Origin of the sequence: Bradyrhizobium sp. CB82 (assembly GCF_029714405.1) — a bacterium.
Classification (GTDB): domain Bacteria; phylum Pseudomonadota; class Alphaproteobacteria; order Rhizobiales; family Xanthobacteraceae; genus Bradyrhizobium.
In genome coordinates this window covers 8,069,809-8,094,898 of record NZ_CP121650.1, presented here as the reverse complement: position 1 = coordinate 8,094,898, position 25,090 = coordinate 8,069,809, and the positions used below count along the sequence as shown (strand labels likewise).

The 25,090-nt window shown below is 57.6% G+C and carries 18 protein-coding genes and 2 pseudogenes; 16 read left to right on the top strand and 4 right to left on the bottom strand.

All coding sequences use genetic code 11. From position 1 onward, the window contains the following. Positions 1 to 5 precede the first annotated feature (5 nt). Complete coding sequence (locus QA640_RS38805; protein WP_283037915.1) at positions 6 to 1,553, top strand: AMP-binding protein; 1,548 nt, start codon at positions 6 to 8, stop codon at positions 1,551 to 1,553. Between the two features lie 89 nt (positions 1,554 to 1,642). Further along, positions 1,643 to 2,476: a pyrroline-5-carboxylate reductase gene (gene proC, locus QA640_RS38800; RefSeq protein WP_283037914.1), complete on the top strand. Its 834-nt coding sequence runs from the start codon at positions 1,643 to 1,645 to the stop codon at positions 2,474 to 2,476. Between the two features lie 569 nt (positions 2,477 to 3,045). Here proC and QA640_RS38795 read toward each other — a convergent pair. Then, a pseudogene (locus QA640_RS38795) lies at positions 3,046 to 3,626 on the bottom strand (recombinase family protein). A 340-nt stretch (positions 3,627 to 3,966) separates the two neighbouring features. Between QA640_RS38795 and QA640_RS38790 the strand changes: the two are divergent. Genes QA640_RS38790 through QA640_RS38775 form a run of 4 tightly spaced genes read left to right on the top strand, consistent with a single transcriptional unit; the run spans position 3,967 to position 10,517 of the window. Continuing rightward, the gene (locus QA640_RS38790; RefSeq protein ID WP_283037913.1) at positions 3,967 to 6,378 is read left to right on the top strand and encodes a DEAD/DEAH box helicase family protein; all 2,412 of its coding nucleotides are present in this window, start codon (positions 3,967 to 3,969) and stop codon (positions 6,376 to 6,378) included. Further along, the gene (locus QA640_RS38785; protein WP_283037912.1) at positions 6,375 to 7,607 is read left to right on the top strand and encodes a restriction endonuclease subunit S; all 1,233 of its coding nucleotides are present in this window, start codon (positions 6,375 to 6,377) and stop codon (positions 7,605 to 7,607) included. The genes QA640_RS38790 and QA640_RS38785 overlap by 4 nt, the downstream gene beginning before the upstream one ends. 52 nt (positions 7,608 to 7,659) lie before the next feature. Then, positions 7,660 to 9,573 carry an N-6 DNA methylase gene (locus tag QA640_RS38780; RefSeq protein ID WP_283037911.1) on the top strand — a complete coding sequence of 638 codons (1,914 nt, stop codon included), beginning with the start codon at positions 7,660 to 7,662 and terminating at the stop codon, positions 9,571 to 9,573. A 56-nt stretch (positions 9,574 to 9,629) separates the two neighbouring features. Then, the gene (locus tag QA640_RS38775) at positions 9,630 to 10,517 is read left to right on the top strand and encodes a hypothetical protein (RefSeq protein WP_283037910.1); all 888 of its coding nucleotides are present in this window, start codon (positions 9,630 to 9,632) and stop codon (positions 10,515 to 10,517) included. A 92-nt stretch (positions 10,518 to 10,609) separates the two neighbouring features. On the opposite strand, the gene QA640_RS38770 is transcribed toward QA640_RS38775, so the two are convergent. After that, a complete protein-coding gene (locus QA640_RS38770) occupies positions 10,610 to 10,975 on the bottom strand; it encodes a hypothetical protein (RefSeq protein ID WP_283037909.1) in 366 nt (121 codons plus the stop codon). 102 nt (positions 10,976 to 11,077) lie between these two features. On the opposite strand from QA640_RS38770, the pseudogene QA640_RS38765 reads away from it, so the two are divergent. Continuing rightward, positions 11,078 to 11,573: pseudogene (locus QA640_RS38765) on the top strand (IS5/IS1182 family transposase); the annotation flags it as partial. Between the two features lie 41 nt (positions 11,574 to 11,614). Here QA640_RS38765 and QA640_RS38760 read toward each other — a convergent pair. Then, entirely contained in the window at positions 11,615 to 12,529 is a 915-nt protein-coding gene (locus QA640_RS38760; RefSeq protein WP_283037908.1) for an IclR family transcriptional regulator C-terminal domain-containing protein, read from the bottom strand. A 507-nt stretch (positions 12,530 to 13,036) separates the two neighbouring features. Between QA640_RS38760 and QA640_RS38755 the strand changes: the two genes are divergently transcribed. The 9 genes from QA640_RS38755 to QA640_RS38715 all read left to right on the top strand — a co-directional run bounded on the left by QA640_RS38755 (position 13,037) and on the right by QA640_RS38715 (position 22,800). Continuing rightward, a complete protein-coding gene (locus QA640_RS38755) occupies positions 13,037 to 13,978 on the top strand; it encodes an ABC transporter permease (RefSeq protein ID WP_283037907.1) in 942 nt (313 codons plus the stop codon). A gap of 9 nt (positions 13,979 to 13,987) precedes the next feature. After that, on the top strand, positions 13,988 to 14,803 hold the full coding sequence (locus QA640_RS38750; RefSeq protein WP_283037906.1) for an ABC transporter permease: 816 nt from the start codon (positions 13,988 to 13,990) through the stop codon (positions 14,801 to 14,803). 87 nt (positions 14,804 to 14,890) lie between these two features. Further along, positions 14,891 to 15,982, top strand: a complete 1,092-nt coding sequence (locus tag QA640_RS38745; protein WP_283037905.1) for an ABC transporter ATP-binding protein — start codon at positions 14,891 to 14,893, stop codon at positions 15,980 to 15,982. An 80-nt stretch (positions 15,983 to 16,062) separates the two neighbouring features. Continuing rightward, positions 16,063 to 17,115 (top strand): ABC transporter substrate-binding protein, encoded by a 1,053-nt coding sequence (locus tag QA640_RS38740; RefSeq protein ID WP_283037904.1) that lies wholly within the window; start codon positions 16,063 to 16,065, stop codon positions 17,113 to 17,115. Positions 17,116 to 17,222: 107 nt separating this feature from the next. Beyond that, positions 17,223 to 18,563: an MmgE/PrpD family protein gene (locus QA640_RS38735; protein ID WP_283037903.1), complete on the top strand. Its 1,341-nt coding sequence runs from the start codon at positions 17,223 to 17,225 to the stop codon at positions 18,561 to 18,563. A 25-nt stretch (positions 18,564 to 18,588) separates the two neighbouring features. After that, positions 18,589 to 19,410, top strand: coding sequence for a glucose 1-dehydrogenase (locus tag QA640_RS38730; RefSeq protein ID WP_283037902.1), 822 nt, complete (start codon positions 18,589 to 18,591; stop codon positions 19,408 to 19,410). Between the two features lie 62 nt (positions 19,411 to 19,472). After that, on the top strand, positions 19,473 to 20,270 hold the full coding sequence (locus QA640_RS38725) for an SDR family oxidoreductase (RefSeq protein ID WP_283037901.1): 798 nt from the start codon (positions 19,473 to 19,475) through the stop codon (positions 20,268 to 20,270). A gap of 93 nt (positions 20,271 to 20,363) precedes the next feature. Further along, positions 20,364 to 21,794 (top strand): amidase, encoded by a 1,431-nt coding sequence (locus tag QA640_RS38720; protein WP_283037900.1) that lies wholly within the window; start codon positions 20,364 to 20,366, stop codon positions 21,792 to 21,794. A gap of 514 nt (positions 21,795 to 22,308) precedes the next feature. Next, positions 22,309 to 22,800: an Lrp/AsnC family transcriptional regulator gene (locus QA640_RS38715; RefSeq protein ID WP_283043021.1), complete on the top strand. Its 492-nt coding sequence runs from the start codon at positions 22,309 to 22,311 to the stop codon at positions 22,798 to 22,800. A 255-nt stretch (positions 22,801 to 23,055) separates the two neighbouring features. On the opposite strand, the gene asnB is transcribed toward QA640_RS38715, so the two are convergent. Next, on the bottom strand, positions 23,056 to 24,897 hold the full coding sequence (gene asnB / locus QA640_RS38710) for an asparagine synthase (glutamine-hydrolyzing) (RefSeq protein WP_283037899.1): 1,842 nt from the start codon (positions 24,895 to 24,897) through the stop codon (positions 23,056 to 23,058). Positions 24,898 to 25,090 lie beyond the last annotated feature (193 nt).

Here is a 25,090-nt window from a genome sequence, read left to right as displayed (position 1 = left end):
ATTTCATGGTCGAGTCCCTTAAAGGCTTTATTGCTGACTTCAACGAGAAAGCTGAGCAAAATCCGGATCGAATCTTTGCCAAATTCAACGGTGAGGCGATCACTTTCGCTGCGTTGAAAAAACACTCCGCGACATTTGCGGCAGACTTGCGTTTTAGAGGCCTGCAGCCGGGTGACCGTGTTGCTGTCATGATGCGGAATTCGCGGCTGTCGCTAGCTGTACTTTTCGGAATTGCCCGCGCAGGCGCCGTCTGGGTCCCAGTGAATGCTCAACAGAAAGGTGAGGGGCTCCGCTACATTCTCGACCACAGCAAGCCGAGCCTGGTGGTCTGCGATCGGGAGTTTCTTTCCACTATTGTGGATTGCCGCGCCAAGATTTCATCTAATGCGGTGATCACGATCGGTGAGCCGCATGATGAGCGCTCACTCGAGAGGGTTCTGCAGAAAGAACTAGCTTTCGCCGACGCTCCACTCGAAGCCGAAGATCTATTCGCAATAATGTATACGTCCGGCACCACCGGAAGACCGAAGGGTGTTCTCGTCACGCACGGCATGTTGCGGCTTGCTGGTGAGGCTGCTCGCATCCTGACGGCGATGAAGCCTGGAGATATATTCTTCGTTTGGGAGCCGCTCTTCCACATCGGCGGTGCGCAATTAATCATTCTGCCGATAATCGAAGATGTCACCTTAGCCATGATCGATCGTTTCAGCGCGAGCTCTTTCTGGAGCCATGTACGAAGCGCTGGCGCGACGCACATTCACTATTTGGGCGGCATTTTGCAGATTCTGCTAAAGCAGCCAGCAAGCGATCTCGACCTGCAACATTCTGTGCGGATCGCTTGGGGTGGCGGTTGCCCCAAGGACGTTTGGCCAAAGTTCAGGGACCGCTTCGGCGTCGAGATACGGGAATGCTACGGCATGACAGAAGCCTCGAGCATTACCACCTGCAATATCGAGGGCGTGGTCGGGTCGGTTGGCAAGCCGATGCCTTGGTACACCATTGACATTATAGATCAGAGTGGCAATCCCGCGGTTCCTGGCAGCAGAGGAGAGATTGCTATTCGATCCTCATTGGATGGAGCGCTTTTCAAAGGGTACCTCGACAATCAAGATGCGACCGACAAAGCCCTTGTATGCGGAGCTCTGCGAACCGGCGACTCGGGCACCTTGGATACTGAAGGAAATCTCTGGTTCCACGGGCGCATCACTGACAGCGTCAGATGCAAGGGCGAGAACGTGTCGGCTTGGGAGGTTGAGCACGTAGCGGCCAATCATCCCGCTGTCGAAGATTGCGCAATGATCGGTGTTACCGCGGACGTCGGCGAACAGGACATCAAGCTGTTCGTGAAAGCCAAGAAGGGCAAGTCAATCGAACCGGAACGTCTATCTGACTGGCTCTCCGACCGTCTCGCGTCCTATCAGAACCCGCGCTACATCGAAATCGTCAGTGAGTTCGAGCGCACGCCAAGTCAAAGGATCATGAAGCATCTGCTTCCGAAAGACTTGGACAATTGTTGGGATCGGGTGGCGACGCAACAATCAGCTCGGCTTTAGGCTTGCTCGGCGGCCCCCGCGAGGTCTGAAAAATGGCGCCACGACCTCATGTTTCGAAATGAAGGCGGCGACTGCGAAGGGAAGGCTAAATGGTTGCCAAGTCACTATCGACAGTGGCCGATCGTTTGATACTCGTCGGCTGCGGCAATATGGGTTATGCGCTTTTGAGCGGCTGGCTAGGCTCAAAAGCACGCGATCCGAAGAAAGTGCACGTCGTTGAGCCGGTTGTCGGCCTTCGCGAGCGAGCGGCACGATTGGGAACCAACGTACATGAGACGCCGGAGAGCCTACCCGACCAAGCCGATCTTATTGTCTTCGCTTTAAAACCTCACGCAATAAGAGCAGAAGCCCCGGCCTATCGTCGTTTTTCCGAACAAGCCGTTTTCGTTAGTATTGCTGCGGGTATGACCATCGGGGAGTTGGGGGCACTCCTTGGAAAAGCGCGTTTGATACGGGCGATGCCCAATACGCCTACTGCAATCGGGAAGGGGTCGACGATTGTCTTCCCAGGCAACAGCATTCAGGAGCTAGAGCTAAACACGGTCACGTCCCTGTTTGCTGTCGGCGGCCCTGTACACAAGGTGGATAGCGAGGTTTTGTTGGACGCTGCCACAGCTATCAGCGGTTCCGGGCCAGCCTATATCTTCTACTTGATGGAGTGCCTTACGACAGCCGCTTGCGAACTTGGCCTTCCAAGAGAGCTCGCCATGAAGCTCGTTAAGGAAACTGTTTACGGCGCTGGCGCTCTAGCCTTGCACACCGAAGACGAGCCGGCCCAACTCCGGCGACAAGTGACAAGCCCCAAAGGGACGACAGAAGCGGCGCTCTCGCTGTTAACGGCCCGGGACGAGTTCTTGTCTCTCATTCGCCGCGCGACGAAAGCGGCTTTCGATAGATCAAAATGCCTTTCGGTGAATGCGTAAATAGCCGCGCAATAAGTCCTCCCCGGTGACTTGGCTGTCGTCGTGAATAGTCCGGCGACAGCCACTTTCTTTTCGAGCAGCAGATTTGACTGAAAAGGCGTCTGGGAGTGCGCGAGAAGGGGGAAGGAGAGAGCAATGAAAACCGCCCTAAGAGTTCAATCGCAAGCGACAGGTCATCCTTAGTTCTCGAAGCATACATGGATCGTGCCCTCTCGGCGCTCCCACCGCCGGCCTGAAACGCAGTGTCTACCGCCGCTTGCCAAGCTGGCGAAGTCCGCGGCCGAGACGCTTCGCATTACTACCAAGAAGGTGAGCGGCGCGCCTGGGGCCTCGACCCTGCCGCCGTCGACAAGCCGTCCGTGGTGGTGATTGAGAGGTCCTGATCGGCCGGACGCTACGATTTCCGCCGTGCAGACCAACATATTTCACCTGAGGTAGCTTTCCCATCCCGCATTGAATGTCAGGTCAGCAGTACCTGCGCCGGAGGGATGGGCGGTGGCTGCTTCGGCGCGGGTTGTGTTGATGCGAAGGGAGGCCGCCCAGCCCTGGCCGGCCCCCCTGGTGCAGCCTCAAGCCGGCTGTGAATCCCTCACGCGCATGACCGTGGCTCGCGATGTCTTCAGTGCCCGCGCCACCGCAGCCACGGCCTCGCCGCTGGCAAGCCGTTGCAGTGCCTCCGCCTCCTGAGCGTCCGTCAGCGCGCGCGGTCGGCCCAGCACCTTTCCGTCGCTCTTGGCACGCGCTAGGCCGGCCTGGTGCGTTCGATCAGCAGGTCACGCTCGAACTCGGCCACTGCGCTGATTACGGCCATCGTCATCTTGCCGGCGGGGCTGGTGAGATCGACGTCACCCAGCGCCAAGCAATGCACCTTCACGCCAAGCTCGGCGAGGGCCTCCACCGTCTGGCGCACGTCCATGGCGTTGCGGCCGAGACGGTCGAGCTTGGTGACGACCAGCACATCGCCGGCCTCGAGCTTGTCCATCAGCTTCCTGAAGCTGGGCCGCTCGTTGGCGGCGATGCTGCCGGAAATGGGCTCGGTGATCGCGCGGGTAGGCAGCACCTTGAAGCCGGCGGCGGCGATCTCCTGGATCTGGTTGTCGGTGGTCTGGCCGGCGGTCGAAACGCGGCAGTAGGCCAAAACTCTGGTCATCATTGGCCTATGTTGGAAAAGGTTGTTCAAAACATACGCGTGCTCAAAAGTTCTGTCCACTATTTTTTAAACATACCCAACGCTGGTGACGTCAATCGGTCGTTTTCCGACAGCCGAAAAGATGCTTATCTGGTTTGATCTATTTTGATCCGGCTTAAACCATTTTGACCGTGCCCGCTGAACTTGCCAATGCCATGACCGCTGAACCGCGGGTTTCCGTCGAGCAGGTGGCCGAGCATCTGGGCGTAGTTGGGCGTCTCTGGAAGTTCAAGCTATCTGAGGTGGACGAATGGGTGCGCGCCGGCGGCGCAGATGAGGGCCACGAGCCTGGGGGCGCTACGTGAGCCTGAACGAGGCGGACACCCGCTACCACCTGATCGATCCGGTTTTGCGCGACAAGGGCTACGTCAGCCGCGACCGCATCACGCTTGAAACAGTGCTCACCCCGCCACCTGTGGAGCCCACAGGCATCAAGGGCCGCCGCCGAAGGGGTCCGGGCCGCACGGACTATCTCTTGTGCGTCCAGGTGGGTGACATGCCTAAGGCAATGCCAGTCGCTGTGCTGGAAGCGAAGAAGGAAGCCGATGACCCGCTCAGGGGCATGCAGCAGGCACGGGGCTACGCCAACACCTTGCGCTTCGAAGTCAAGTACGTTTTTTCCACCAATGGTCACAAATACGGCGAGTACGACCGCTTTACCGAATTGATCGAGGGACCGTTCTCATTCAAGGATTTCCCGTCGCACGCGGACCTCACCGCCCGCTACGGCGCGGCGAGTGGCATTGACCTGACACGGCCTATAGCGACGATTCTCTTCCAGGCAGACAGCCCAGCCTGGTCGCAAAGCCGTTACTACCAGGATGCTGCCATCCGCGCCGCGTTCGAAAAGATCATCCTTGATCGCCAAGCTGGCACGCCACCACGTGTGCTGCTCACGCTCGCCACTGGCGCCGGCAAAACCATCATCGCCACCAACTTGCTATGGCGCCTCGCACAGGCCGGCCACTTGCCCAAACAGGCGCTGTTCCTCTGTGACCGCGACGAACTGCGCGAGCAAGCCTACACGAAGCTCAAGGCGGCGTTCGGTGACAACGCGCGCATCGTCAAGACCGAACGTGGTGGCAATGCTGCCGCCAATGCGCGCATCCACATTGCCACCTACCAGACGCTGGGTATCGACGATGCGGGCGATGCCAGCTTCCTCACCGAGCACTACAGCGAAGATGCGTTTTCCGTCATCGTTATCGACGAGTGCCACCGATCCGCCTGGGGCAAATGGGCTGAGGTGCTGCGTCGCAATCCCAACGCCATCCACATCGGCCTCACCGCCACGCCGCGCAAGCTTCAGGAGTCTGAAAAGGCGACAGCCGAGGACAAGGAAATCACTGCCAATAACCTCGAGTATTTTGGTGAGCCGGTTTACGAATACACTCTGATCCAGGCGCAGGAAGACGGCTATTTGGCCGCCTGCGAGATCGTCAAGCGCAAGGCCAGCATCGACGACGCCGTCTTCACTAAGGAAGAACTGCTCAAGGCAGGCGTGCGCGACCTCAAGACCGACCGGTTGCTTACGGCCGAGGACCTCACCAAGGATCAGTACACTGGCAAAGACTTCGATGACGAAATCTTCATCGAGTTGCGGACGCCTAAAATGTGCGAAGACCTGTTCAAGCTGCTGTGCGAGAACGGCGGCCCGGAGCAGAAGTTGATCATCTTCTGTAATCGCGAGATTCATGCTGACCGCGTGGCCCAGCAGATGAACAACCTGTATGTGCGCTGGTGCAGGGAGCAGCGGCGCACGCCGAAGGACCTCTACGCCTTCAAGTGCATGGGCGGGGTAAACAACGGTGCTGACCTCATCGAACCAATGCGCGGCTCCGGCGAGCGCGCCTTCATTGCCTGCACAGTGGATTTGCTTGAGGCCGGCGTAGACATCGAGCGACTCAACGCCGTGGTGTTCTTCCGCTACCTGCAATCGCCCATCAAGTTCTACCAGATGGTCGGGCGCGGCACTCGCATCCACGAGGAATCAGGTAAGTACAAGTTCTGGCTTTACGACTACACCGACGTCACCAGCCTCTTCGGTACCGAATTCATTACCAAGCCGCCGCGCTCGGGAGGAGGTGGACGCAAAGACGATGAAGGCGACGAGGGACGCGGTGGCGGCGAGGGGGGCGATGGCCCAGCCGTAGGCGAGGTCGGCGGCAAGGCCGTCGTCATCACGGCGCAAGGCCGTTTCATCGTCGTCAGCCGCGACGGCAGGGATACGCCTGTGCCAGTGGAAGAGTACCGCCGCGAGGTGGTCAGCCGCGTGCTGAGCGAGGCACACACGCTAGAGGAGTTCCGCGCGCTGTGGATCGAGCCGCATAAGCGCCGCCAGTTCATCGAGCACTTGCTCGGAGAGCGCCTTGACCCCGACCTGATTCGCGATGAAGACCGGATGAACGACTTCGATCTCTACGACTACTTCAGCCACCACGGGTACCACGCCCGCGCCTTACGGCGACCTGAGCGCGGCGATGTCTTCATCACCCACAACCAGCCGTGGTTCGCCGCCATGCCGGAAAACGCCGCCATCGTGCTCAAGGGCTTGGGCCATCAGTTCGCCCAAGGAGGCACCGACGCGCTAGAAACCCCGGTGCTGTGGGAGGTGCCGGCCATCAGAGTCGCCGGCGGTCTGGATGCTCTCCGTCCTTTGGGTGCACCCGTGCAAGTCATGCGCGAGGCCAAGGGGAGGTTGTTTGGGGTATGACGGGCCAAAGCACCCTCGGCGAAATCCTCTTAGACATCCAAGCTGGCAAGAGCTTTCAGACCGCCGAAAGCCCCGCGCGGCCTGATGAGTTGGGTGTGCTCAAGGTCAGTGCCGTGACTTGGGCGGAGTTCCGCCACGATGAGGCCAAGGCACTTAGGGGGGCTTACCAGCCCGATGATAGCCATAGGGTCCGAGCAGGTGACCTGCTGATCTCCCGTGCCAACACAAAGGAATTCGTTGGTGCCGTAGTGTTGGTAGAGCGGGACTACCCGCTCCGTCTTTTGTCCGACAAGACCTTGCGTCTGGTAATCAACGAGAACGTTGCCAACAAGGAATACCTGCTGTTCGCCCTGCGCGCGCCGAAGGCGCGCAAGCATATCGAGCACTTCGCGACGGGAACCAGTGACTCTATGCGAAACATCTCGCAAGGGGTCATCAAGTCGATCCCAATTGATCTCCCGCCGCTTGACGAGCAATGCCGCATTGCCACCCGCCTAAAAATCCAACTGGAGCAGGTGGGAACGGCGTGGAAAGCGGCTAAGGAGCAAAATCAGGAGGCTGAGGCGCTGCGCGCGTCTATCTACCGCGAAGCCTTCCGCAAGGCCGTGCCGGTCGCAGTGCCGCCAGATCTCGGCGAGTCGCCCTCCCAATGGCACTGGCACAAGCTCTCTGATGTCGCTCGGCTAGAAAGCGGTCATACGCCAAGCCGCTTGCGGCCCGACTGGTGGGGTGGCGACGTCTCGTGGATATCGCTAACCGAGATCCGCGCTCTCGACGGGCAATGGGTCGAGGGTACGCAACTGCGCACCAACGAGGCAGGCATCGCCAATTCGGCGGCGCGCGTCTTGCCGCGAGGCACTGTGTGCTACTCGCGCACAGCCTCGGTGGGTTTCGTCGCCATTATGGGCCGCCCTATGGCCACGAGTCAGGATTTCGCAAACTGGGTATGCGGCGATGCCCTGGACCCGGAGTTTCTGATGCATGCACTGATCCGTTCGCGCGCTGAGTTGCGCGAACTAGCGACCGGCGCCACGCATAAAACGATCTACATGCCTACGCTTGAGAGCTTCCATGTGTGCGCGCCGGAGCCGAATGAACAACGGCTCATCGTGAAGGCGCTGAAGAAACAACTCGTTGAAGCGGACACGATCCGTTCCACGCTAATCCAGCAAGAGGCCACGGTTTCAGCTTTACCGCAGCGCATCCTCGCCCAAGCTTTCGAGATCTGAAAATATGGCCCGACCTGAGACAACCAACAAAGCACCCAAGGCTATCGCCTCCATGCAGTCGCTTTCAGCTTTCGTCAAAAGCATTTGCGACATCATGCGGCGCTCAAACTGCGCTAGCGCCCTGCAGTACGTGCCGGAGCTGACGTGGATTCTGTTCCTGCGCATCCTCGACGCGCAGGAGACGCGAGATCAGGAGAAGGCGGAGGTGGTGGGCGCGAGCTTCACACCCGCCTTGCGCGCGCCCTATCGCTGGCAGGACTGGGCGGCGCCCTGGTCTGACAAGACCGAGCACCCCAAGACGCCAGAAGGCAAGGCATTCGGTTGGAAGCGGCAGGAGTTGTTCGCAGCGGGCGACGGCAAGCTGTTCGAGTTCATCCACAAGGAGTTGCTTCCGCATCTGCACAGCTTGGATATCGACATGCGTACCGGGCTGCCCAACCCGGCGGCGGCGCCGAAGCAGCGTGTGATCGGTCGCATCATGACGGCTGTAGAGAAGGTTCGGGTAGATTCCGAAACGAACCTCCGCGACATCTTAGACCGGGTCCACGAGATCAGCATCGATCATATCGATGACACCCATTTCTTTACGCTGTCTCAGGTCTACGAGGACCTACTGCTCAAGATGGGCGAGAAGAACTCCGACGGGGGCCAGTTCTTCACGCCACGCGAAGTGATCCGGGCGATGGTGCACACGGTGGCCCCCAAACTCGGCCAGAGCGTTTACGACCCCTGCTGCGGTACGGGCGGCTTCCTGGCTGTGGCCTACGAGCACATCGCGTGCAAGCTGGGCGAGAGCGCCACCAGCACCGATTTGGATACCCTCAAACACGAAACCTTCTTCGGCCGCGAGAAGGAGAACCTGGTGTTTCCGATCGCGCTGGCCAACCTGGTGCTGCACGGCATCGACCAACCCAACCTGTGGCACGGCAACTCGCTGACGCGCCGCGCCACCTATGGCGCGCTGTTTGAACAGGCGCCCAAGCAGTTCGACGTGATCCTGGCCAACCCACCCTTCGGCGGGAAGGAGGGCAAGGACGCGCAGAAGAACTTCGCCTTCGAAACCAGCGCCACCCAGGTGCTGTTCTTGCAGGACATCCTGGCCGAGCTGGCGCCCGGCGGCACCTGCGCCGTCGTGCTGGACGAGGGACTGCTGTTCCGCACCAACGAGAGCGCCTTCGTCGAAACGAAACGCAAGCTGCTGGACGAATGCGATCTGTGGGCCATCGTCAGCCTGCCGGGTGGCGTGTTTTCCACTGCCGGTGCTGGCGTCAAGACCAACCTGCTGTTCTTCACCAAGAGCAAGAAGACAGAACGCATCTGGTACTACGACCTGTCACACGTGAAGGTGGGCAAGAAGACCCCGCTCACAATCGCGCATTTCGGTTTCGGCAAGACTGGCAACGTGCTGCCGGATGTGCAACTACCCGCCACGCTTTCAGCGGAGTGGTCAGCCGATGAGACCAACGCCGGTAAGGCCTTCCCTAGCTACGCGACACTGCTGCCACATCATGGCACCCCGCAGGGCGACAGCCGCTATTCTTGGACAGTGGACTTCGCCGCTCGCCGTGCCGAGGCGCGGGCGAAGATGCAGCCGTTGTTGGAGCAGTCCGCCGCGATCCGCGCCAAGGTGGTGGACCTGAAAGAAAAGCTTAAACGGCTGAAAAAAGATGGATCGCCGGCGTCCGAGATTGCCGCTGTCGAGGCGCGCATCCGTGAACAGGACAAGGCTGCGCGCGACTTGGACGCGGAAGCCGGCGGCATCGACGCGCAGGTATTCGATCTGAAAGCGGTCAACCCGAACGCGGTCGCCAGGGTGGATGACCGCACGCCGGTGCAGATCATCCAGAACATTGAGGCCCAGGGTCGCATCGTGGCGCAGGCACTGACGCGCCTTAGCGCATTACTGATCGCCGACGAACTGGTCGAAGAGCCGCCGACAACGATGCGCGTGGTCGGTGCAGCCTGAGCCGGTCGCCGCCTGACCGTTGTGGACGCATCTTATCACTCACGTAGGGGGCAAGGATGAGCGAAAGCGGCCAGACAGAAGACGAAAACACCAGCGCTCAACCATCGATCCCGGCGAGCTTGGTTCTGAGTAGCGAATACCGTGAGAGGCTGCAAAAAATACAGTCGGAATGGGTTAGGGTGATTAAACAGTTTAGCGAAGGCTACAAGGCTTTTGCTGAGGCGCTGATGCCTATGGCGTCCGAACTGCGGGAGCAGACCAACGCCTTCGCTCGCCACATCGCGCCGTTTTTCGCACAGTTGAAGGAGGTGGCGGAAAAGGCTCCGCCCGCTTACAGGCAGGCGCTTTTGCTCCTCGGAGAGAGCGGTTGGTACATGGACTTGGGGATGCGTCTTGACGCCCCCTTGGGTCTCGGCAGGTCGCTAAAGGAAGGAGAGATTGAGCATGCAGAGAATGCGCTTGCAAAGTACTTCGATGCTCGGGTGGATCAGATCGAGCGATTCTTGGTAGAAGCGCATCCGAGGCGTGCAAAGGTGCTTTCCTCTGCATTCGCGGCACACAGGGCGGGTCAGTTCGACCTCTCGATTCCGGTGCTGCTTGCCCAGACTGATGGAATTTGCAGGGATGAAGCAGGGCAATATCTATTCATGGGGCCAAGGGGCAGGGAGTACAAGCGGTACAAAGGCAAGCCTAGTATAGCGGTCTTTGTCGATGAAGTAACCAGCGATGCATTCCTGAGTGCGGTGTTGAGCCCACTCGGTGAGAAGCTTCCCATCAATGCCTCCGAGTCAGAACGTGTAGAGGGTTGGACCGCACTAAACAGACACATGGTTTTGCACGGCGAATCAGTCGACTACGGCACGAAAATCAACAGCCTGAAAGCGATTTCACTTATCAATTACGTGGCTTCTACCCTGAAACTCATCAAGCGCGATGCGTCTTGAGTTTCGGTATGCCGGCCTCAGCGCCGTTGCTGCCCGCCTCCCTGGCCAGCGTCTTCCGTGCCCGGCGCAACTTAGCTAGGCGGCGGCTCCATTCACGAATTCGGGGCGCCGTGCAGGCTGACGAGATTCCACCGCGAGTAGTCGACGGCGTAGTCGTGGAACGCCACTGGAATCCAGCACTGGCCGAGGGCACTCACGTCCCCCGCGCACATCGCCTTCAAGTCATTGGGATCGCTGCGCATGATGGCCTGCGCCAGGCCCTTCTGGCTGATGCTCCGGCGCACCCTTCCGCCGTGGTGGTCTAGCAAGATCTGCCGGCTGATCCGCTCGAGTAGCGGTTGAAGCGCTCCTATCGGGTGGAATTCGCACCCCCAGTAGCAGCCGGAAGGTGCTTCGTACGGCAGCACGGCCATATTCCCGTAGCCGTTCCGGATCAGCCAGATCCCAGCGCGCAACACCTTTTGCAATCCCGGAATTGCAGGTCTTCGGGGCTCGGCTCCAGCCCGTCGGCGTTGACCAGTTCGTGGTTTTCGCTCACAGCACCTCCATTCGTTCGCGCTGCCCATGATGCCGCTGTCCAGATGATCGACGCCTCCCATCAGCATGGATCCTGCATCACACGGAACCAGCGCCAATCGATGGGAAGGTCCCGCGGCGGCTTGACAAAGAAATCCTTGCGGTGGTCGATAGCAATGGTCTGCCGGCATAGCTGGCGCTGAGCTCGGTGAGGCTTTGAGTTCGACTTGCCGGTGCTGTCCCCTGAAATCCGGGTCAATGCTGCTTGCCGACCGATGACGCGGACCGGCTGAGGGAGCTTGTTATGAAGAAGGGTGCTTGGGCTGCCAACATCCCGCCGAAAAGCAACCGTAGCGATCCGATCTGATTCAGCCCCTATCTCTACCGCGCTCGCAACCCGGTCGAGCGGTTCTTCAACAGGATCAAATAATGTCGTCCAGTGGCGACGCGCTATGACAGGCCTTGCTGCCAACTACCTTGCCTTTCGTTCAACTCGCGTCAATCAGGCTATGGCTGCGCCTTAATAAGTCCGTATCCTAGCTGACATCGTATGTCGAAGTTGGGTTAAAGGGTAATGCAGCTTATGCTCGCCTGTATTGGGAAACAACTTTGGACATTTGCCGAGCGATCTCGACCGTGATCGGGCTAAGTTCTGCTTCCACTCTCTCGGGAGTCCAATTGGCCGTCGAAGCTGCGATGTTAACCGCAGCCACAACCTTGTTGTCGTAGCCAAACACCGGCGCAGCCGTCGAAATGTCCCCAAGCATCGCCTCTTGATTGGCGATGGCAAAGCCTTCTTGGCGTACCTTTTCCAATTCCTTGAGAAGCTTTTGCCGACTGGTCATGGTGTGCGGGGTAATCGCGGCAAGGCTCGAGCCTTTTAAAATGGCGTTGGTGGAGTCGGCATCGAGGTTCGCCAAGATCGCTCGCCCTGGCGCCGTCGCGAAAGCGGGAAGGCGCGCCCCAACCGTCACGTATGAGCTCATCACGTTCCTGCTGGGGACACGAGAGATAAATATGATATCGGCTCCGTCGAGCTCGGTCAGGTTGACGGTTTCCTGCGATCGTTTGTTGGCTTCGAGCAAGTACGGAAAAGTCGCTTCGACTATCGGATTGCTCCGCAAATATGCGTTTCCGATGTCCATAGCCCGCGCCGAAAGCGAATACTCCCGGGTTGTCTCACTGTGGGTTAGGTATCTCAGCGCCCGCAGTGTGTAGAGCACCCGTTGGGTGGCGCTTTTATTTAACCCGGATGCCTCCGAGACTTCCGCAAGAGTCATCGGTCGTGGATTCGCACAAAAGGTGTCAAGGATAAGCAGCCCCTTCTCGATCGTCCCGAGATAGAGCCGTTCGTCAATGTCTGCCTTAGCAAACGGAGCAGGCGAATTGAGTCCTGTCCGGCTCTTGCTCCTCTTCTCGAGCATCGTCTTTGTCCTTCTCGCAATGCGGTTCTGCATATTGCTATTCAATGCGCGTGTAAAGACCGGCGCCGACACCGCCAATCCTTTGCCAAGAACCAGCCGTGGACAGCGGCTTAGGTAAATTTCTACTTGACGGGACAAAAATCAATACGTAATATTGGATAACAATACGGAAGGAATCTTCACCATTCAGGAGGAGTTCTAAGAGAGCGCGCTTCATTGAATGAGAGATATCTCGCTCATGAAAACCGAAGGCGCCTGGGCGGATATTCGCTCAGCTCATAACAACATCTCATTCAAGTGCGCAGTACGGGGGGCTGCCGGCATCTGTTAGTTCATCAACGCACGCGAAGGCGTGAGTGATGTCAATCTGCATAGCTGTTTCGATCGGAAGCGCTGCCGAAATCCAAAGCTCAAGAACATGAAAACGCCGGTTCGTCCAATGAGTCGTTCAGTAATTGCGCGTCCCTTGGCTGCGCTCGTGAACAAGGTGCGGGAGGCGATGCCCCGCGCGACATGTTCGCAGCTACTGGACTTTAGCCGAGACTGCTTCCTGACCATTCGCGATACCGACACCCGAAAGTGGACGACACCATTGGCTCGTCCGAGTCGAAGGCGAGACATCCGGAATATCATTCGCGCAATCCGCAAGCCAATAGCTCGAAACTGCGTCCCTCACGAACTTCTGCTCGCGCTCAAATGAATCGCTCGATCGATCTCAAGGTGCAATCACTGTTCATGTCGCCGGCGGCGTTGGTTGCGGCCGGCATAATACTGCCACCGCTTTGCTACGTCCTCATCACAAGTTTCCAGGGCGATGCCGGCCCACTCTCTGCGTACAAAGTCATTGTCGAAAGCAGCTTGTTTAGGCAAACACTAGCCACGACCCTTGTCGTTGCGTCAATTTCATCCGTTCTCAGCCTGATACTAGGATACATCGTCGCCCTTCACTTGGCGAGGCAGCATCCGAATCGACGGACCATGCTGATGGTCCTCATTCTCCTGCCTTTCTGGACGAGCATTCTGGTCAAGTGCTTCGCTTTCACCATCATCCTGGGTCGACACGGCATCATAAACAATCTCCTGAGCTGGGCCTCAGGGTTCGACGTCCAGCTGCCGCTTGTTCTCAATCGCGTCGGTTTATTCGTCGGGATGACAAATTTTCTCGTTCCGCTCGTCGTCCTCCCCGTGCTCGCAAGTCTACTCGCGATCGACAGTGCTCTATACAGAGCTGCATCCGTGATGGGCGCCAAACCAGCGAGGATGTTTTGGACTGTTACCGTTCCTCTCAGCGTCCCGGGAGCCGTTGCGGGTTTGCTGAGCGTTTTTGTGATGTCTTTGGGTGCGTTTGTCATTCCCGCGCTCCTCGGCGGTCCCAAAGATCAAATGCTCTCTAACTTAGTCGATTTTTACAATCGTCAGGTTCTCGACTGGCCGAAAGCGTCGGCAATAAGCCTGATCTTGCTCGCACTAGCTTCAATCTTCATCGTTCCGATGACGCTCTGGCGTCGGCGTAAGATCTAAGAGCTTGTTATGGTGACCTCAGTGCATGATCCCTTGTCGCAGCGGTACCGCTTCGTTGGCTCCAGCCTCGCAACGGCCGTCTACATTTTTCTGCTCGCGCCAGTTGTTGTTACAATTCCCATGGCATTTGGACCAACGAACGCGCTGGAATTTCCTCCCTCGACATACTCGCTTGATTTGTTCAGAATTTTCTTCACCTCTGATAGTTGGCTATTGCCGCTATATACGAGCCTGAAGGTCGCGATTTTCTCGACATTTGCGGCTCTTTTTGCTGGCGTGCCGTCGGCATATTGGATCGCGCGCTACGAGTTTTTGGGCAAACTCTTGATTTCTGGAGTGTTGTTTAGCCCATTGGTCATTCCCACGATCGTCTCGGGGTTGGGTATTTACCTGTACTTCGCCTATATCCGCATTGGCGGGACCACACTGTCCCTGGTTCTGGGCCATGTGATGGTGACACTACCGTATGTCATCGTCATGATTACTGCGGGTGTACAGAAGCTCGACCGAAACTTGGAGTTTGGCGCTGAGCTGATGGGTGCAAGTCCCATTCGCATGTTTTTTACAGTCGTAATCCCTCAGCTCGTTCCATCCCTGATAAGCGCCGCGTTCTTTGCGTTTCTGCTTTCGTTTGACGAGGTGATCATCTCTTGGTTCCTCGCAGGCAGCGATACCGTGACGTTGCCGGTTAAGATGTATAGCGCTCTTGAATGGGAGGTCTCTCCGGTCATCGCGGCCGTGTCGGCCTTGCTCACAGCGTTGTCCCTACTTGGATGCATCGTGACTATTAGCCTGAGGAAATCTTCGGGCGAGGAAGTCTCTTGAGCAAAGAATACAAAATCGTAGCTCGCTCTGCGGTGGACCTGAGCTCAGACCAATCACCTGGGCAGCATGGATTCTGGGAGTAGAAGAATGCACGGCCGCAATGCCTCCAATGTTGAGGCCATAGCTTTGAGAGGGATCTCCAAGGCCTTCGGTTCGGTTATGGTACTTAAGGCCACCGAATTGGCTGTTCATAAATCTGAGTTTCTTACTCTACTCGGGCCCTCCGGCTCCGGAAAGACGACCCTTCTGAATCTGATCTCGGGGGCGATCGCGCCTAGTTCCGGTGAAATCCTCCTCGCCGGCAGGGATATCACGCATATGCCGCCGCGCGACCGAGGCATCGGCATGGTGTTTCAAAACTATGCGCTTATGCCTCATATGACGGTCTTCGAAAACGTTGCATATCCGCTTCGTGCAAGGCGCGAATCCTCCGAAGCTATTCGCAGAAAAGTCTTGGATGCGTTGGACCGAGTTGGTCTTAAGGGGCTTGATGATCGAAAGCCTCGCCAACTTTCAGGGGGTCAACAGCAGCGCGTCGGTATCGCTCGCTGTATCGTGTACTCCCCGGCCATCATCATGATGGACGAGCCGCTCGGAGCGCTCGACAAGAATCTTCGAGAGCAGATGCAGACTGAAATCAAGCGCCTGCACCATGAGTTGGGCACGACGATCATTTACGTAACGCATGACCAGGAAGAGGCGCTCAATATGTCTGACCGCATCTGCCTCATGAAGACTGGTGAGATTGCTCAGTTAGGCACTCCAGATGAGTTGTACTTCAGGCCTAACAGCCGCTTCGTGGCAGAGTTCATCGGAGAATCGAATTTGCTCCGCGGCAAGAGCATTGCTGCAAACAGCGTGGCGATCGACGAGGCCGGAGCGGTGCTCGTGCCAAGCTCAGAGCGGGGCCTCGGCTCCGACGTTCTGGTCATGGTTCGACCGGAGAAAATGCACATCTTCGCCGCTGACGCCGACACTCCTGCTGGTCACAACGTTCTGCGCGGAGTGGTCGAGGCGATCTCCTTCATCGGCGGCATGACCCGGATTGCGGTGAAAACAGCGCATGGTGCTTCCGTTACGGCGAAGATCATCTCCGGTCCCGCTTGCACTCGCCCCGAGCTTGGATCTGCAGCCAAGCTTTCCTGGTCACCTACTGAATCTGTCGTGTTGAACGGTTAGGCGTCCAGTTCTGACTTGGAGTTTGGGCCGTCCCTAGCGCGGCACCGTCATCATCAACGTGAAAGTAAAGGGAGTGGACTATGGCGATTTCGAAGAAGTTATCCCGGCGTACGTTTCTTGCGGCGTCCTCGGCCGCCGTGCTGGCGCCGGCAGTGATCACCCGAGCCCAAGCGCAGGCCAAGTCGATTACGATCACCAGTTACGGCGGCACGTTTCAGGAGATGCTGGTCAAAACCGTCGTCACACCTTTTACCGAGGAGACAGGTATCAAAGTCAACATTGTCCCGCGTCCGGATATTGCAAAACTGAAAGCCCAAGCCCTCACTGGACGAGCGGATATCGACGTTCTCATGACCGTCGACGAAGATGCGGCGCTCGGATCCAAGCTCGGACTTTGGGATAAGGTCGACTTGGGGATGTTGAACGTAGCCGATATGGCCCTGCCTCCTCAGAAGGAGTATGTGACGTCAAGTTCCTTCGTGGGGGGCATCGCATGGGACCCTGAAAAGTATGGGTCAACGGCGCATCCCAAGAACTTCGCAGAATACTTTGACGTGGGAAAATTCCCCGGTCGTCGGACCCTCCCCAATCGACCAAATGAAACCCTTGAAGCCGCTCTCCTTGCTGATGGGGTGTTGCCCAAAGACATCTACCCGCTGGATTTGGATCGCGCGTTCAAAGTCCTGGATCGTGTGAAGTCCAGCATCGCAGCTTGGGTGACTGCGACTCCCCAGACGATCTCTCTCTTGCAAACCCAAGAGGTCGATTTCAGCTACAGCTATGCCAATCGAGTCAAGGCCACAAACGCGCCAGGCGGCGGCAAACCACTTGCGTTCTCGTTCGAGCAGAACCTGCTGGGCACCGAAAAGCTGATTATACCGAAGGGAGCGCCGAACAAAGAAGGCGGAATGAAGTACATCGAGTACTTCTTACGGCCTGACGTCGTGGCACGCTTATGCAACGCGGCCTTCATCGCACCGAACTCGAAGAAAGCAATTGCGCTCCTCGATCCCGAGCTCCGCAAGTGGACGCCGGATATCACCAACCCCAAGAGCATGTTCGTTGACGGGGCTTATTGGACCGACAACCTCGAGCCGGTGTCGCGGCGGTTTAAGGAATGGGTCATCTCCTGATCTGGATGCAAAGCTTGGGCGTCGTAATGGACGCCCAAGCTCACGAGGGTTGGTTGTGACGTTGATGCCTAAGACAGACGCAGGTTAATTCTATCGGGGGAGTCACCATGGGTACGACGGCCGACATTGCGCAGTTTGTTCAACAGACCAGCTTTGATGAGTTTGATGCGAAGCTCGTTCAGCACGTGAAGAACGTACTCCTTAGCGGCGTGGGGATGACTCTAGCTGGCGTCAACAGCGAAACAAGTAAGGCCGTTCTGAGCTATGTCAGGGAATGCGGAGCTCAACAGGAAGTTGGTGTGATTGGCGCAAACTTCCGCACCTCTGTGGAATACGCGGCGCTGGCGAACGGGACGACCTCCCATACGACTGAGCTGGAAGACGACACTCGGGCTGAGAACATGTACAGCGTTGGTGTCTTCCCCGCGATGCTAGCGCTGGGTGAAAAGCTCCGAATCTCAGGTAAAGAGCTGATCGAAGCTTTTGTTATAGCTTGGGACGTTGCCTCGAAGCTGGCTATGGCGTCTCAAGATATGATGGGCAGGGGCCTTGCACCTTGGTCAGCAGGCGCCACTATCGGTGTCGCTGCGGGCGCCGCGAAGTTGCTCAAACTCAATGATCACCAGATCGCTATGGCGGTTAGCATAGCCACGTCCCATGCCGCGGGCCTTTTCAAACAGGTTGGATCGGGCGCACACCTTTATGAGTCGGGCATGGCGGGGCGGAATGGCTTGGCGTCTGCTATTCTAGCGAAACACGGATTAACCGGGCAACCCACCGTCTTGGAGTGTCCGATGGGATACCTTCAGGCGGTCTCGGGGATCACAGATCCTGTTTTAAAGCTTGGAGCGCCTTTCCGGGCACAAGCTATCGAAATCAAAAAATATCCGTGCTGCCTGTCCCAAATGCACCCCATTGATGCTTTTGTAAAGCTGATCGATGAACAGCAGATTTCCGCGCATGAAGTGACGGCTGTTCGGCTCGAAGCGCCGCCTTCATTCAAGCTAGCTGCAGCGCTTTATCATCACCCCAAGAACGCTGACCAGGCGAAGTTCAGCTTAGCTCACAGCATCGCATGTAGCTTCTTGGACAAGAAGCCATGGCTGAACAGGTATACGACCGAAGGCGCTAACGGTCTGGATGTCGCAAGCTTTCGAGAGAAGATTGAGATTGTTTATCGATCGGATCTTGCTGGCGCGGAATTGCCGATCACTGTCACGTTGGCCGATGGTTCGCAGCTTCACGCGTGGACGCGCAAAATTACGGAGCATATCGACGTTAGCGATGAGGAAATCCGCGACAAGTACCGCAGATGCGTAGCAGGATTGTTCGCGCGAGGCCGCGAAGAGCAAATCGAAGATAGTCTTCTGTCTTTAGAGCGCCTGCCTGACATATCCAAGTTAATGGCCGAGCTTACCTACATCGACGAGCTTACCTACGTCGATTGAGCGAATACCGAGACGGGATTGAGATATGGGACGTCTAGACGGGAAAGTCGCTGTGATCACGGGTGGCAGCCAAGGCATTGGGCGCGCGACTGTTGAACTATTCATTGCAGAAGGCGCAAAAGTGGTCGTCGCGGATCTTCTCGCCTCGGAAGGGGAAGCTTTATGTGACCGCCTCGGACCCGATTGCGTGTTTTGCAAGACGGATGTGACGGTTGAGGATCAGGTCCGGAATTTGATTGAATTTGCCGTAAAGCGGTTTGGCCGTATCGATTGCCTTTTCAATAATGCTGGAATGCTCGGCCAAACCGGCGGCATTGTATCGATGGAAGTGGACCGGTTTGATCGCGTGATGGCCTCGCACGCTCGCGGCGTCATGCTTGGAATGAAGCACGTCGCCCCGCAGATGAAAAAGCTGGGGTTTGGCAGCATTATCAATACCGGTAGTGTTTCAGGTATCCAGGCCGTCTCGGCGTACATGGATTACAGCGCAGCGAAAGCAGCTATCATTCACCTGACCAAGTGCGTTGCCATGGAGCTTGGCGAATTCGGCATCCGTGTCAATTCGCTCTCTCCTGGCCAGATCGCGACCGGCATGGGAAAGACGGGTCCGGACGCTCTTGAGAAAGCCGCTGTCCTTCGTGAATTAAACAAGACCCGCCAGCCGATTCCACGCTCCGGCATGCCGGAAGATATCGCTTTCGCAGCGTTGTATCTTGCAAGCGATGAATCCAGCTTCGTGAATGGCCACGACCTTGTTGTGGATGGCGGATTGATCGGTGGATCAAGTTGGACTGAACGTCTGCGGATGAGCGCCAGCGTTCAAGGTGCACTCCAATGTCAAGCTTAAGGTCGTTGGCCCCCGTACCGAAGGTTTCCGATCAACATCAAGTTGCAATGCAGGGGTGAAGTATGCAGAAACGTCTAAAGGGCAAGGTCGCGATCGTCGCCGGAGCCGGATCAACCGGCGTCGACGGTCTCGGGAATGGAAAGGCGTCTGCGGTTGTTTATGCCCGCGAGGGCGCCTCTGTGATGCTTGTTGACCTTAATCCGGAGGCTGCAGGGCAGACCCGCCAGATGATCGAGCAGGAAGGCGGCACCTGCTTTGCGTTTCAGGCCAATGTCAGCCAGCGATCGGATTGTGAGGCCATGGTCCGAAAGTGTCTGCAGCAATATGGGAAGATAGACATTCTTCACAACAACGTTGGCGTCGAGCCTAAAACATTCGGCGGTGTGCTCAACACTGACGATGATGAATGGGATCGCGTCATCAACGTCAACCTCAAGAGCATGTTCATTACGTCTAGCGCTGTCCTACCATCAATGTTGGAGTGTGGCAGTGGCGCGATTCTGAATATCTCGTCAGTGTCGGCGGAGAGGCTCTCGCCAGGATTGTTCCTATACTGCGTTTCCAAGGCCGGAGTGAATACGCTTACCAAAGCGATGGCACTCGATTACGCGGATAAAGGCATTCGCGTTAATGCAATCATGCCGGGGCTCATGGATACGCCCATGGTCGAGAGGCACAAAGAGTTTTATGGCGGCGATCGCGAAGAAATGCGCCAGCTTCGAAATGAACGCGCCCCGATGAAGCGTATGGGAGAAGCTTGGGATGTCGCAAATGCTGCTCTGTTCTTGGTTTCGGACGAAGCGAAGTATATCACCGGTCAGGTCCTTGCCGTTGATGGCGGATATCTGTGCAAACCCTAACTTGGCTTCCGCCGGGGGAAGGCTTCACCCGACTATAGGTAAGGCCAAGAAAGCTTCAGAGCCGTTCTTGGTAGCCGATATGTGGAGGGTCTCGTGATCATCGAAGAGTACTCGAACTACGACGGCCTGGGTCTGGCAGATCTCGTTCGCCGGAAGGACGTGACACCAGAAGAATTGCTTGATGAGGCGATAAGCAGAACTGAGAAAGTTGATCCGGAAATCAATGCCGTAGTTATCAAGCACTATGACTTTGCCAAGAGGCAGATCTCAGGCGGACTACCAGAAGGTCCCTTTACTGGCGCTCCTTTTTTGCTTAAGGACATCACGACGCTGGCGGGAACGCGAACCACATATGGATCGAGCGCCTATAGGGACTACGTCGCGGACCATAACAGCACAATCGTCGAACGCCTGCTGAAGACTGGCGTCACAATCTTTGGAAAGACGGCGGTTCCAGAATTCGGCGCACTGGGCACCACCGAGTCCCGTTTGCACGGCCCAACGCGCAATCCATGGAATCTAGCGTATTCCGCCGGCGGCTCCTCGGGTGGGGCTGCTGCGGCAGTCGCTGCGCGCATCGTGCCCGTGGCGCACGCGAGTGACAGCGGCGGGTCTACGCGAATACCGGCCTCTGTGTGCGGGCTATTCGGGCTTAAACCTACCAGAGCACGCACGCCGATCGGTCCGAATAAGGGACTAGGGTGGACCAGCCTAGTTGATTGTCCACACGTCATCAGTGTGAGTGTGCGCGACAGCGCTGCCATGCTTGACGCATTGTCTGGGCCGGAGCTTACGAGCCCCTATTACGCGCCTCCTGCGGAAGGAGCGTTTTTGAATGAAGTAGGTAGAAATCCCGGCCGCTTGCGCATCGCCTTTTCAAGCAAATCCCCTTATGGAGACGACCTCGACCCCGAGATTACGAATGCAGTTCGAGAGGTGGCCTCGCTGTTGGAGCGGCTCGGTCATGATGTTGAGGAACGAGCGCCTACTCTAACTTTCGATCCGATCGAAGTGGGAGAAGTCATAAACGGAGCAAACTTGGTGGCCTCCGCGGTGCGCGCGGCCGAGGGGCGACTTGGTCGCCCGATGACCGAAAGCGACTTGGAGGTTCTAACGCTCCTACGCGCGCACAATGCCCAGACAGGAACCGCGATCGATTACGTCACCGCTGAGCAGTCCGTTTTTGAAATTTGCCGGTGCCTTATCGAGTTCTTTACGACGTGTGAAGTGTTCTTGTGTCCCACGCTTTGTGATTCACCGATCCGCATTGGAGAGCTTGATTCAATGAGCGCTGATCTCTCACATATCCAGGCAGCACGTCGGCGCGTATGGCCAATGCCGCTCGTATTCAATATGTCCGGCCAGCCATCTATGTCTATGCCGCTCGCTTGGCACAAGTCAGGGCTACCAATGGGGATGATGTTCTCGGGCCGTTTTGGCGACGAGGCTACTCTGCTGCGGCTTGCTGGGCAGCTCGAGCAAGCGCGCCCCTGGAAGTCCAAGATGCCGCCGCACCATGCGTAGCCTGTCTCGCTGCTATTCGCTGTGCTCCACCGGATTAGGAGGCCGCGCGGAATTGGGGCGACCGCCCACTACATCGAGTAGGTTACCTGATGGTGGCTGCCGCTTTCCATTGCTGTGGTTCAAGCTGTCTGGGTCGGACGACGGTCGATTGCCAGCCTACGAAAATTGGTCGGCATTCGGCTTCAGGGGTTCATTGTCGAAATCGGGAGAGCTAGATCAACATGCTCCAGTTCGACCAGTTCGTTGAAGGGCTGCGCTGCCGGGCTGCAGTCCCCACGTGCGTACCTGCGGATTTATGCTTTCAGTGGGCGTCGAATTGTAAGCGCGTCTGTCTCCCTCAAGCCGCGTCCGACTATCGAGACAACGCGGACGATGATTTGTCACCTCTACCGTCACGGCCAGGTTTCGCGCCGGGCAGAGTGAGGGCGCTGGACTTATCTGCTACCCGTGACCGACCGCCGCCGTGCAAGCCGATGCAGTGGCGGTGAAGTTCACCTCAAGGCTGGAGCCGACTATGCGATACGATCGGGTAGACGCGCGAATCCTCGAGATCGTGCAAAAGAACAACCGGCTAACTTCCGATGTGATGAGTGAACTGGCGGGGCTTTCTGCCACAGCATGCCAGCGGCGACTCAAGAGGCTCCGTTCGGACGGCTTCATCGAAGCCGATGTCTCGATCGTTTCGCCGAGGGCTGTTGGAAGACCAATCCAAATGCTTGTGTTGGTGACAATGGAGCGGGAGCGCTCGGATATCATTGACCGGTTCAAGAAGGACATCAAATCTTCGGCTGAAGTCGTCAACGGATTCTACGTCACTGGCGATGCTGACTTTATCTTGTACGTTACCGCACGTACCATGGAGGATTATGAGCAGTTTACTAGACGCTTCTTCTATAAGAATCCGGACATCAAATGCTTTAAGACGATGGTCGTATTGGATCGGGTCAAAGCCGGCTTTGCTGTTCCAGTTGAGACTCCTGCCTGCGATAGCCTAAGTAATCTTTGATGGGGGTCATTGTGCATCACTGCGCGTGCGCAAACAACCGATTAGCAACGGCCGATGTTGCAAGTCCCGCTTGACGATCCTCGTCACCCGCGATCATTCCGTCTCCGCAATCCGATCAGCTCTGACGGAGATTGCTACCGTGCCACACCGGAGACGAGAAACAGTGCTTGACGATACTTCGCAATTAACAGAAATGCGGAGACTTGCGATCTGGAGAATTTACGTCATCGCGTCTTTGTAAAGGCGCGCGTTCCCTCAGATCCTAAGGCTCACATTGTAGTTGGTCAGGAAATCCTGGAGGGCCAGGATACGCTCCACCCCCCTGACGTTCTTGCTAGCGTTGAGTAGCGCGCGGGAGCTTTCGACCGACAGCAGCGGTGTCACTGCCGCATTGCGGTCGTTCAGCAGCGTAGCGAACCGGGTGGATAATTTTCGGTCGTAGGTCGGATCCTGGATGGTCGGATACGCGCTTTTGACTCGCTGCACCACCGACTCCGGCAACAGGTCTGCGGTGGCGGCCCGCAGCAGACTCTTTTCGCGCCCATCGAAAGTCTTGTGAGCCCATGGGGTGCCGAACACGTATTCAACCACGCGGTGGTCGCAGTATGGGACCCGAACCTCGAGACCCGACGCCATGCTCATCCGGTCCTTGCGGTCGAGCAGCCATGGCAGGTGGCGCGTGAGATAAAGGTAGCAGACCTCGCGCATGCGGCGTTCGTGCGGATCGGCCGAGGCCGGTCCGGTCAAGCGGGGGACTTCCGCAAGTGCCATGCGGTATTGCCCGTCGAGGTACCCGGGGAGGTCGAGCTTCTTGAGGAGACCGGGGTCTAGGTACTGCCGGCTAGTATTGTTGACGTACGCCCTGCTGCCGTACCAAGGAAACGTGTCGGCCTGAACGTGTGCGGGATCGTGGAACTCCGGGTAACCGCCGAAAATCTCGTCGGCCGACTCCCCGGACAGGGCAACCGTCGAGTGTTGCCGGATTGCACGAAACAGCAGATATTGCGAGCTATCGATGTCGCCGCTGGTCAACGGCAGGTCGCGGGCTCGGAGGGTGGCGGCCCGCACGCTCTGGTCCATGAGTTCGTCCACAGACAGAGTGATGTCCGTGTGGTCTGTACCGACAAACTTCGCGACCTCCTGTACATACGGCCCGTCGGGTGTGCCGCACATCGGGCCCGGGATGAAATTGTTGGTATAGTCGACGAAGTCGAGGGCGAAGGACCGGACTCGTTTGTCGCTGAAACGCGCGGCCAGTGCCGTTAGTGCGGAAGAGTCAAGCCCTCCCGACAACAGCGTGCACAGCGGCACATCGGCGATGAGCTGCCGCTGGATCGTGTCCTCGAGCAGCTCGCGGACGCGACGAACGGTAGTAGGCACGTCGTCAGTGTGCCCGCTGTCGGTGAGCTGCCAATAGGCTATCTGCTGGATGCCGTCGCGGGTCACTCGGGCGATGTGGCCGGGCCGTACCTCACGCATGCCGCAGAATACGGTGTTGCCGGGATCAGCAAGCGAGCATAGCGTGCGACGAAGCCCGTCGGCATCCATGGCCCGTTCCGCAAGACCATTGGCGAGAATCGCCTTCGGCTCGGAGCCGAACAACACTCCGTGCTTAGTGGGATAGTAGTAAAGCGGCTTGACGCCGAGCCGGTCTCGCACGAGAAGCAGTTCGCGGTTGGCGGTGTCCCAAAGTGCGTAGGCGAACATTCCGTTGAGTTCGTTCACGGCGGCGCGGGGGTCGCGGCGACCCCATTCGCGGTGGGCGTGCAGCACCACTTCGGTGTCACTGCTCGTGTCAAATCGATGGCCCACGGCGGCGAGCCGTTGGCGCAGCTCGCGGTAATTGTAAGTCTCCCCAGTATAAACCAGAACCAACGCTGTTCGGCCGTCCTCCTGGAGCGTTATCGGCTGGCCACCGCCATCGACGTCGATGATTGCCAGGCGCCTGTGTCCGAGCGCTACGATGCCGTCTATCCACGTGCCCTCGTCGTCGGGACCACGGCGAGCCATCGAGGCCGTCATGTCGGCAAGCTCCCGTCGCGCGTCGGGAGCTCCTAGGTCACGATCGAAATTAACCCATCCACAGATGCCGCACATATCCCGCTTTGCCTATGTAACTATGCGCAACTTGGGCTCGACGGAAGATTGCCCCGCGCGAATGGGTGAGACCTCATGCCGCCTCTTCGGTTCAACTCGAGTAATTTCGATGAATCGTGACGGCTTGTTCCTACATGCTGTGGCCTAGCGCGACACTACGCCATTCGCACCAACCTATTTTGGTAGTCGCGCC

Bases quoted from the DNA above. Each gene is read 5' to 3' on its own strand.
- QA640_RS38805 (WP_283037915.1), top strand. From the start codon at position 6: ATGGTCGAGTCCCTTAAAGGCTTTATTGCTGACTTCAACGAGAAAGCT.
- proC (WP_283037914.1), top strand. From the start codon at position 1,643: ATGGTTGCCAAGTCACTATCGACAGTGGCCGATCGTTTGATACTCGTC.
- QA640_RS38785 (WP_283037912.1), top strand. From the start codon at position 6,375: ATGACGGGCCAAAGCACCCTCGGCGAAATCCTCTTAGACATCCAAGCT.
- QA640_RS38780 (WP_283037911.1), top strand. From the start codon at position 7,660: ATGCAGTCGCTTTCAGCTTTCGTCAAAAGCATTTGCGACATCATGCGG.
- QA640_RS38775 (WP_283037910.1), top strand. From the start codon at position 9,630: ATGAGCGAAAGCGGCCAGACAGAAGACGAAAACACCAGCGCTCAACCA.
- QA640_RS38750 (WP_283037906.1), top strand. From the start codon at position 13,988: ATGGTGACCTCAGTGCATGATCCCTTGTCGCAGCGGTACCGCTTCGTT.
- QA640_RS38745 (WP_283037905.1), top strand. From the start codon at position 14,891: ATGCACGGCCGCAATGCCTCCAATGTTGAGGCCATAGCTTTGAGAGGG.
- QA640_RS38740 (WP_283037904.1), top strand. From the start codon at position 16,063: ATGGCGATTTCGAAGAAGTTATCCCGGCGTACGTTTCTTGCGGCGTCC.
- QA640_RS38735 (WP_283037903.1), top strand. From the start codon at position 17,223: ATGGGTACGACGGCCGACATTGCGCAGTTTGTTCAACAGACCAGCTTT.
- QA640_RS38730 (WP_283037902.1), top strand. From the start codon at position 18,589: ATGGGACGTCTAGACGGGAAAGTCGCTGTGATCACGGGTGGCAGCCAA.
- QA640_RS38725 (WP_283037901.1), top strand. From the start codon at position 19,473: ATGCAGAAACGTCTAAAGGGCAAGGTCGCGATCGTCGCCGGAGCCGGA.
- QA640_RS38715 (WP_283043021.1), top strand. From the start codon at position 22,309: ATGCGATACGATCGGGTAGACGCGCGAATCCTCGAGATCGTGCAAAAG.
- asnB (WP_283037899.1), bottom strand. From the start codon at position 24,897: ATGTGCGGCATCTGTGGATGGGTTAATTTCGATCGTGACCTAGGAGCT.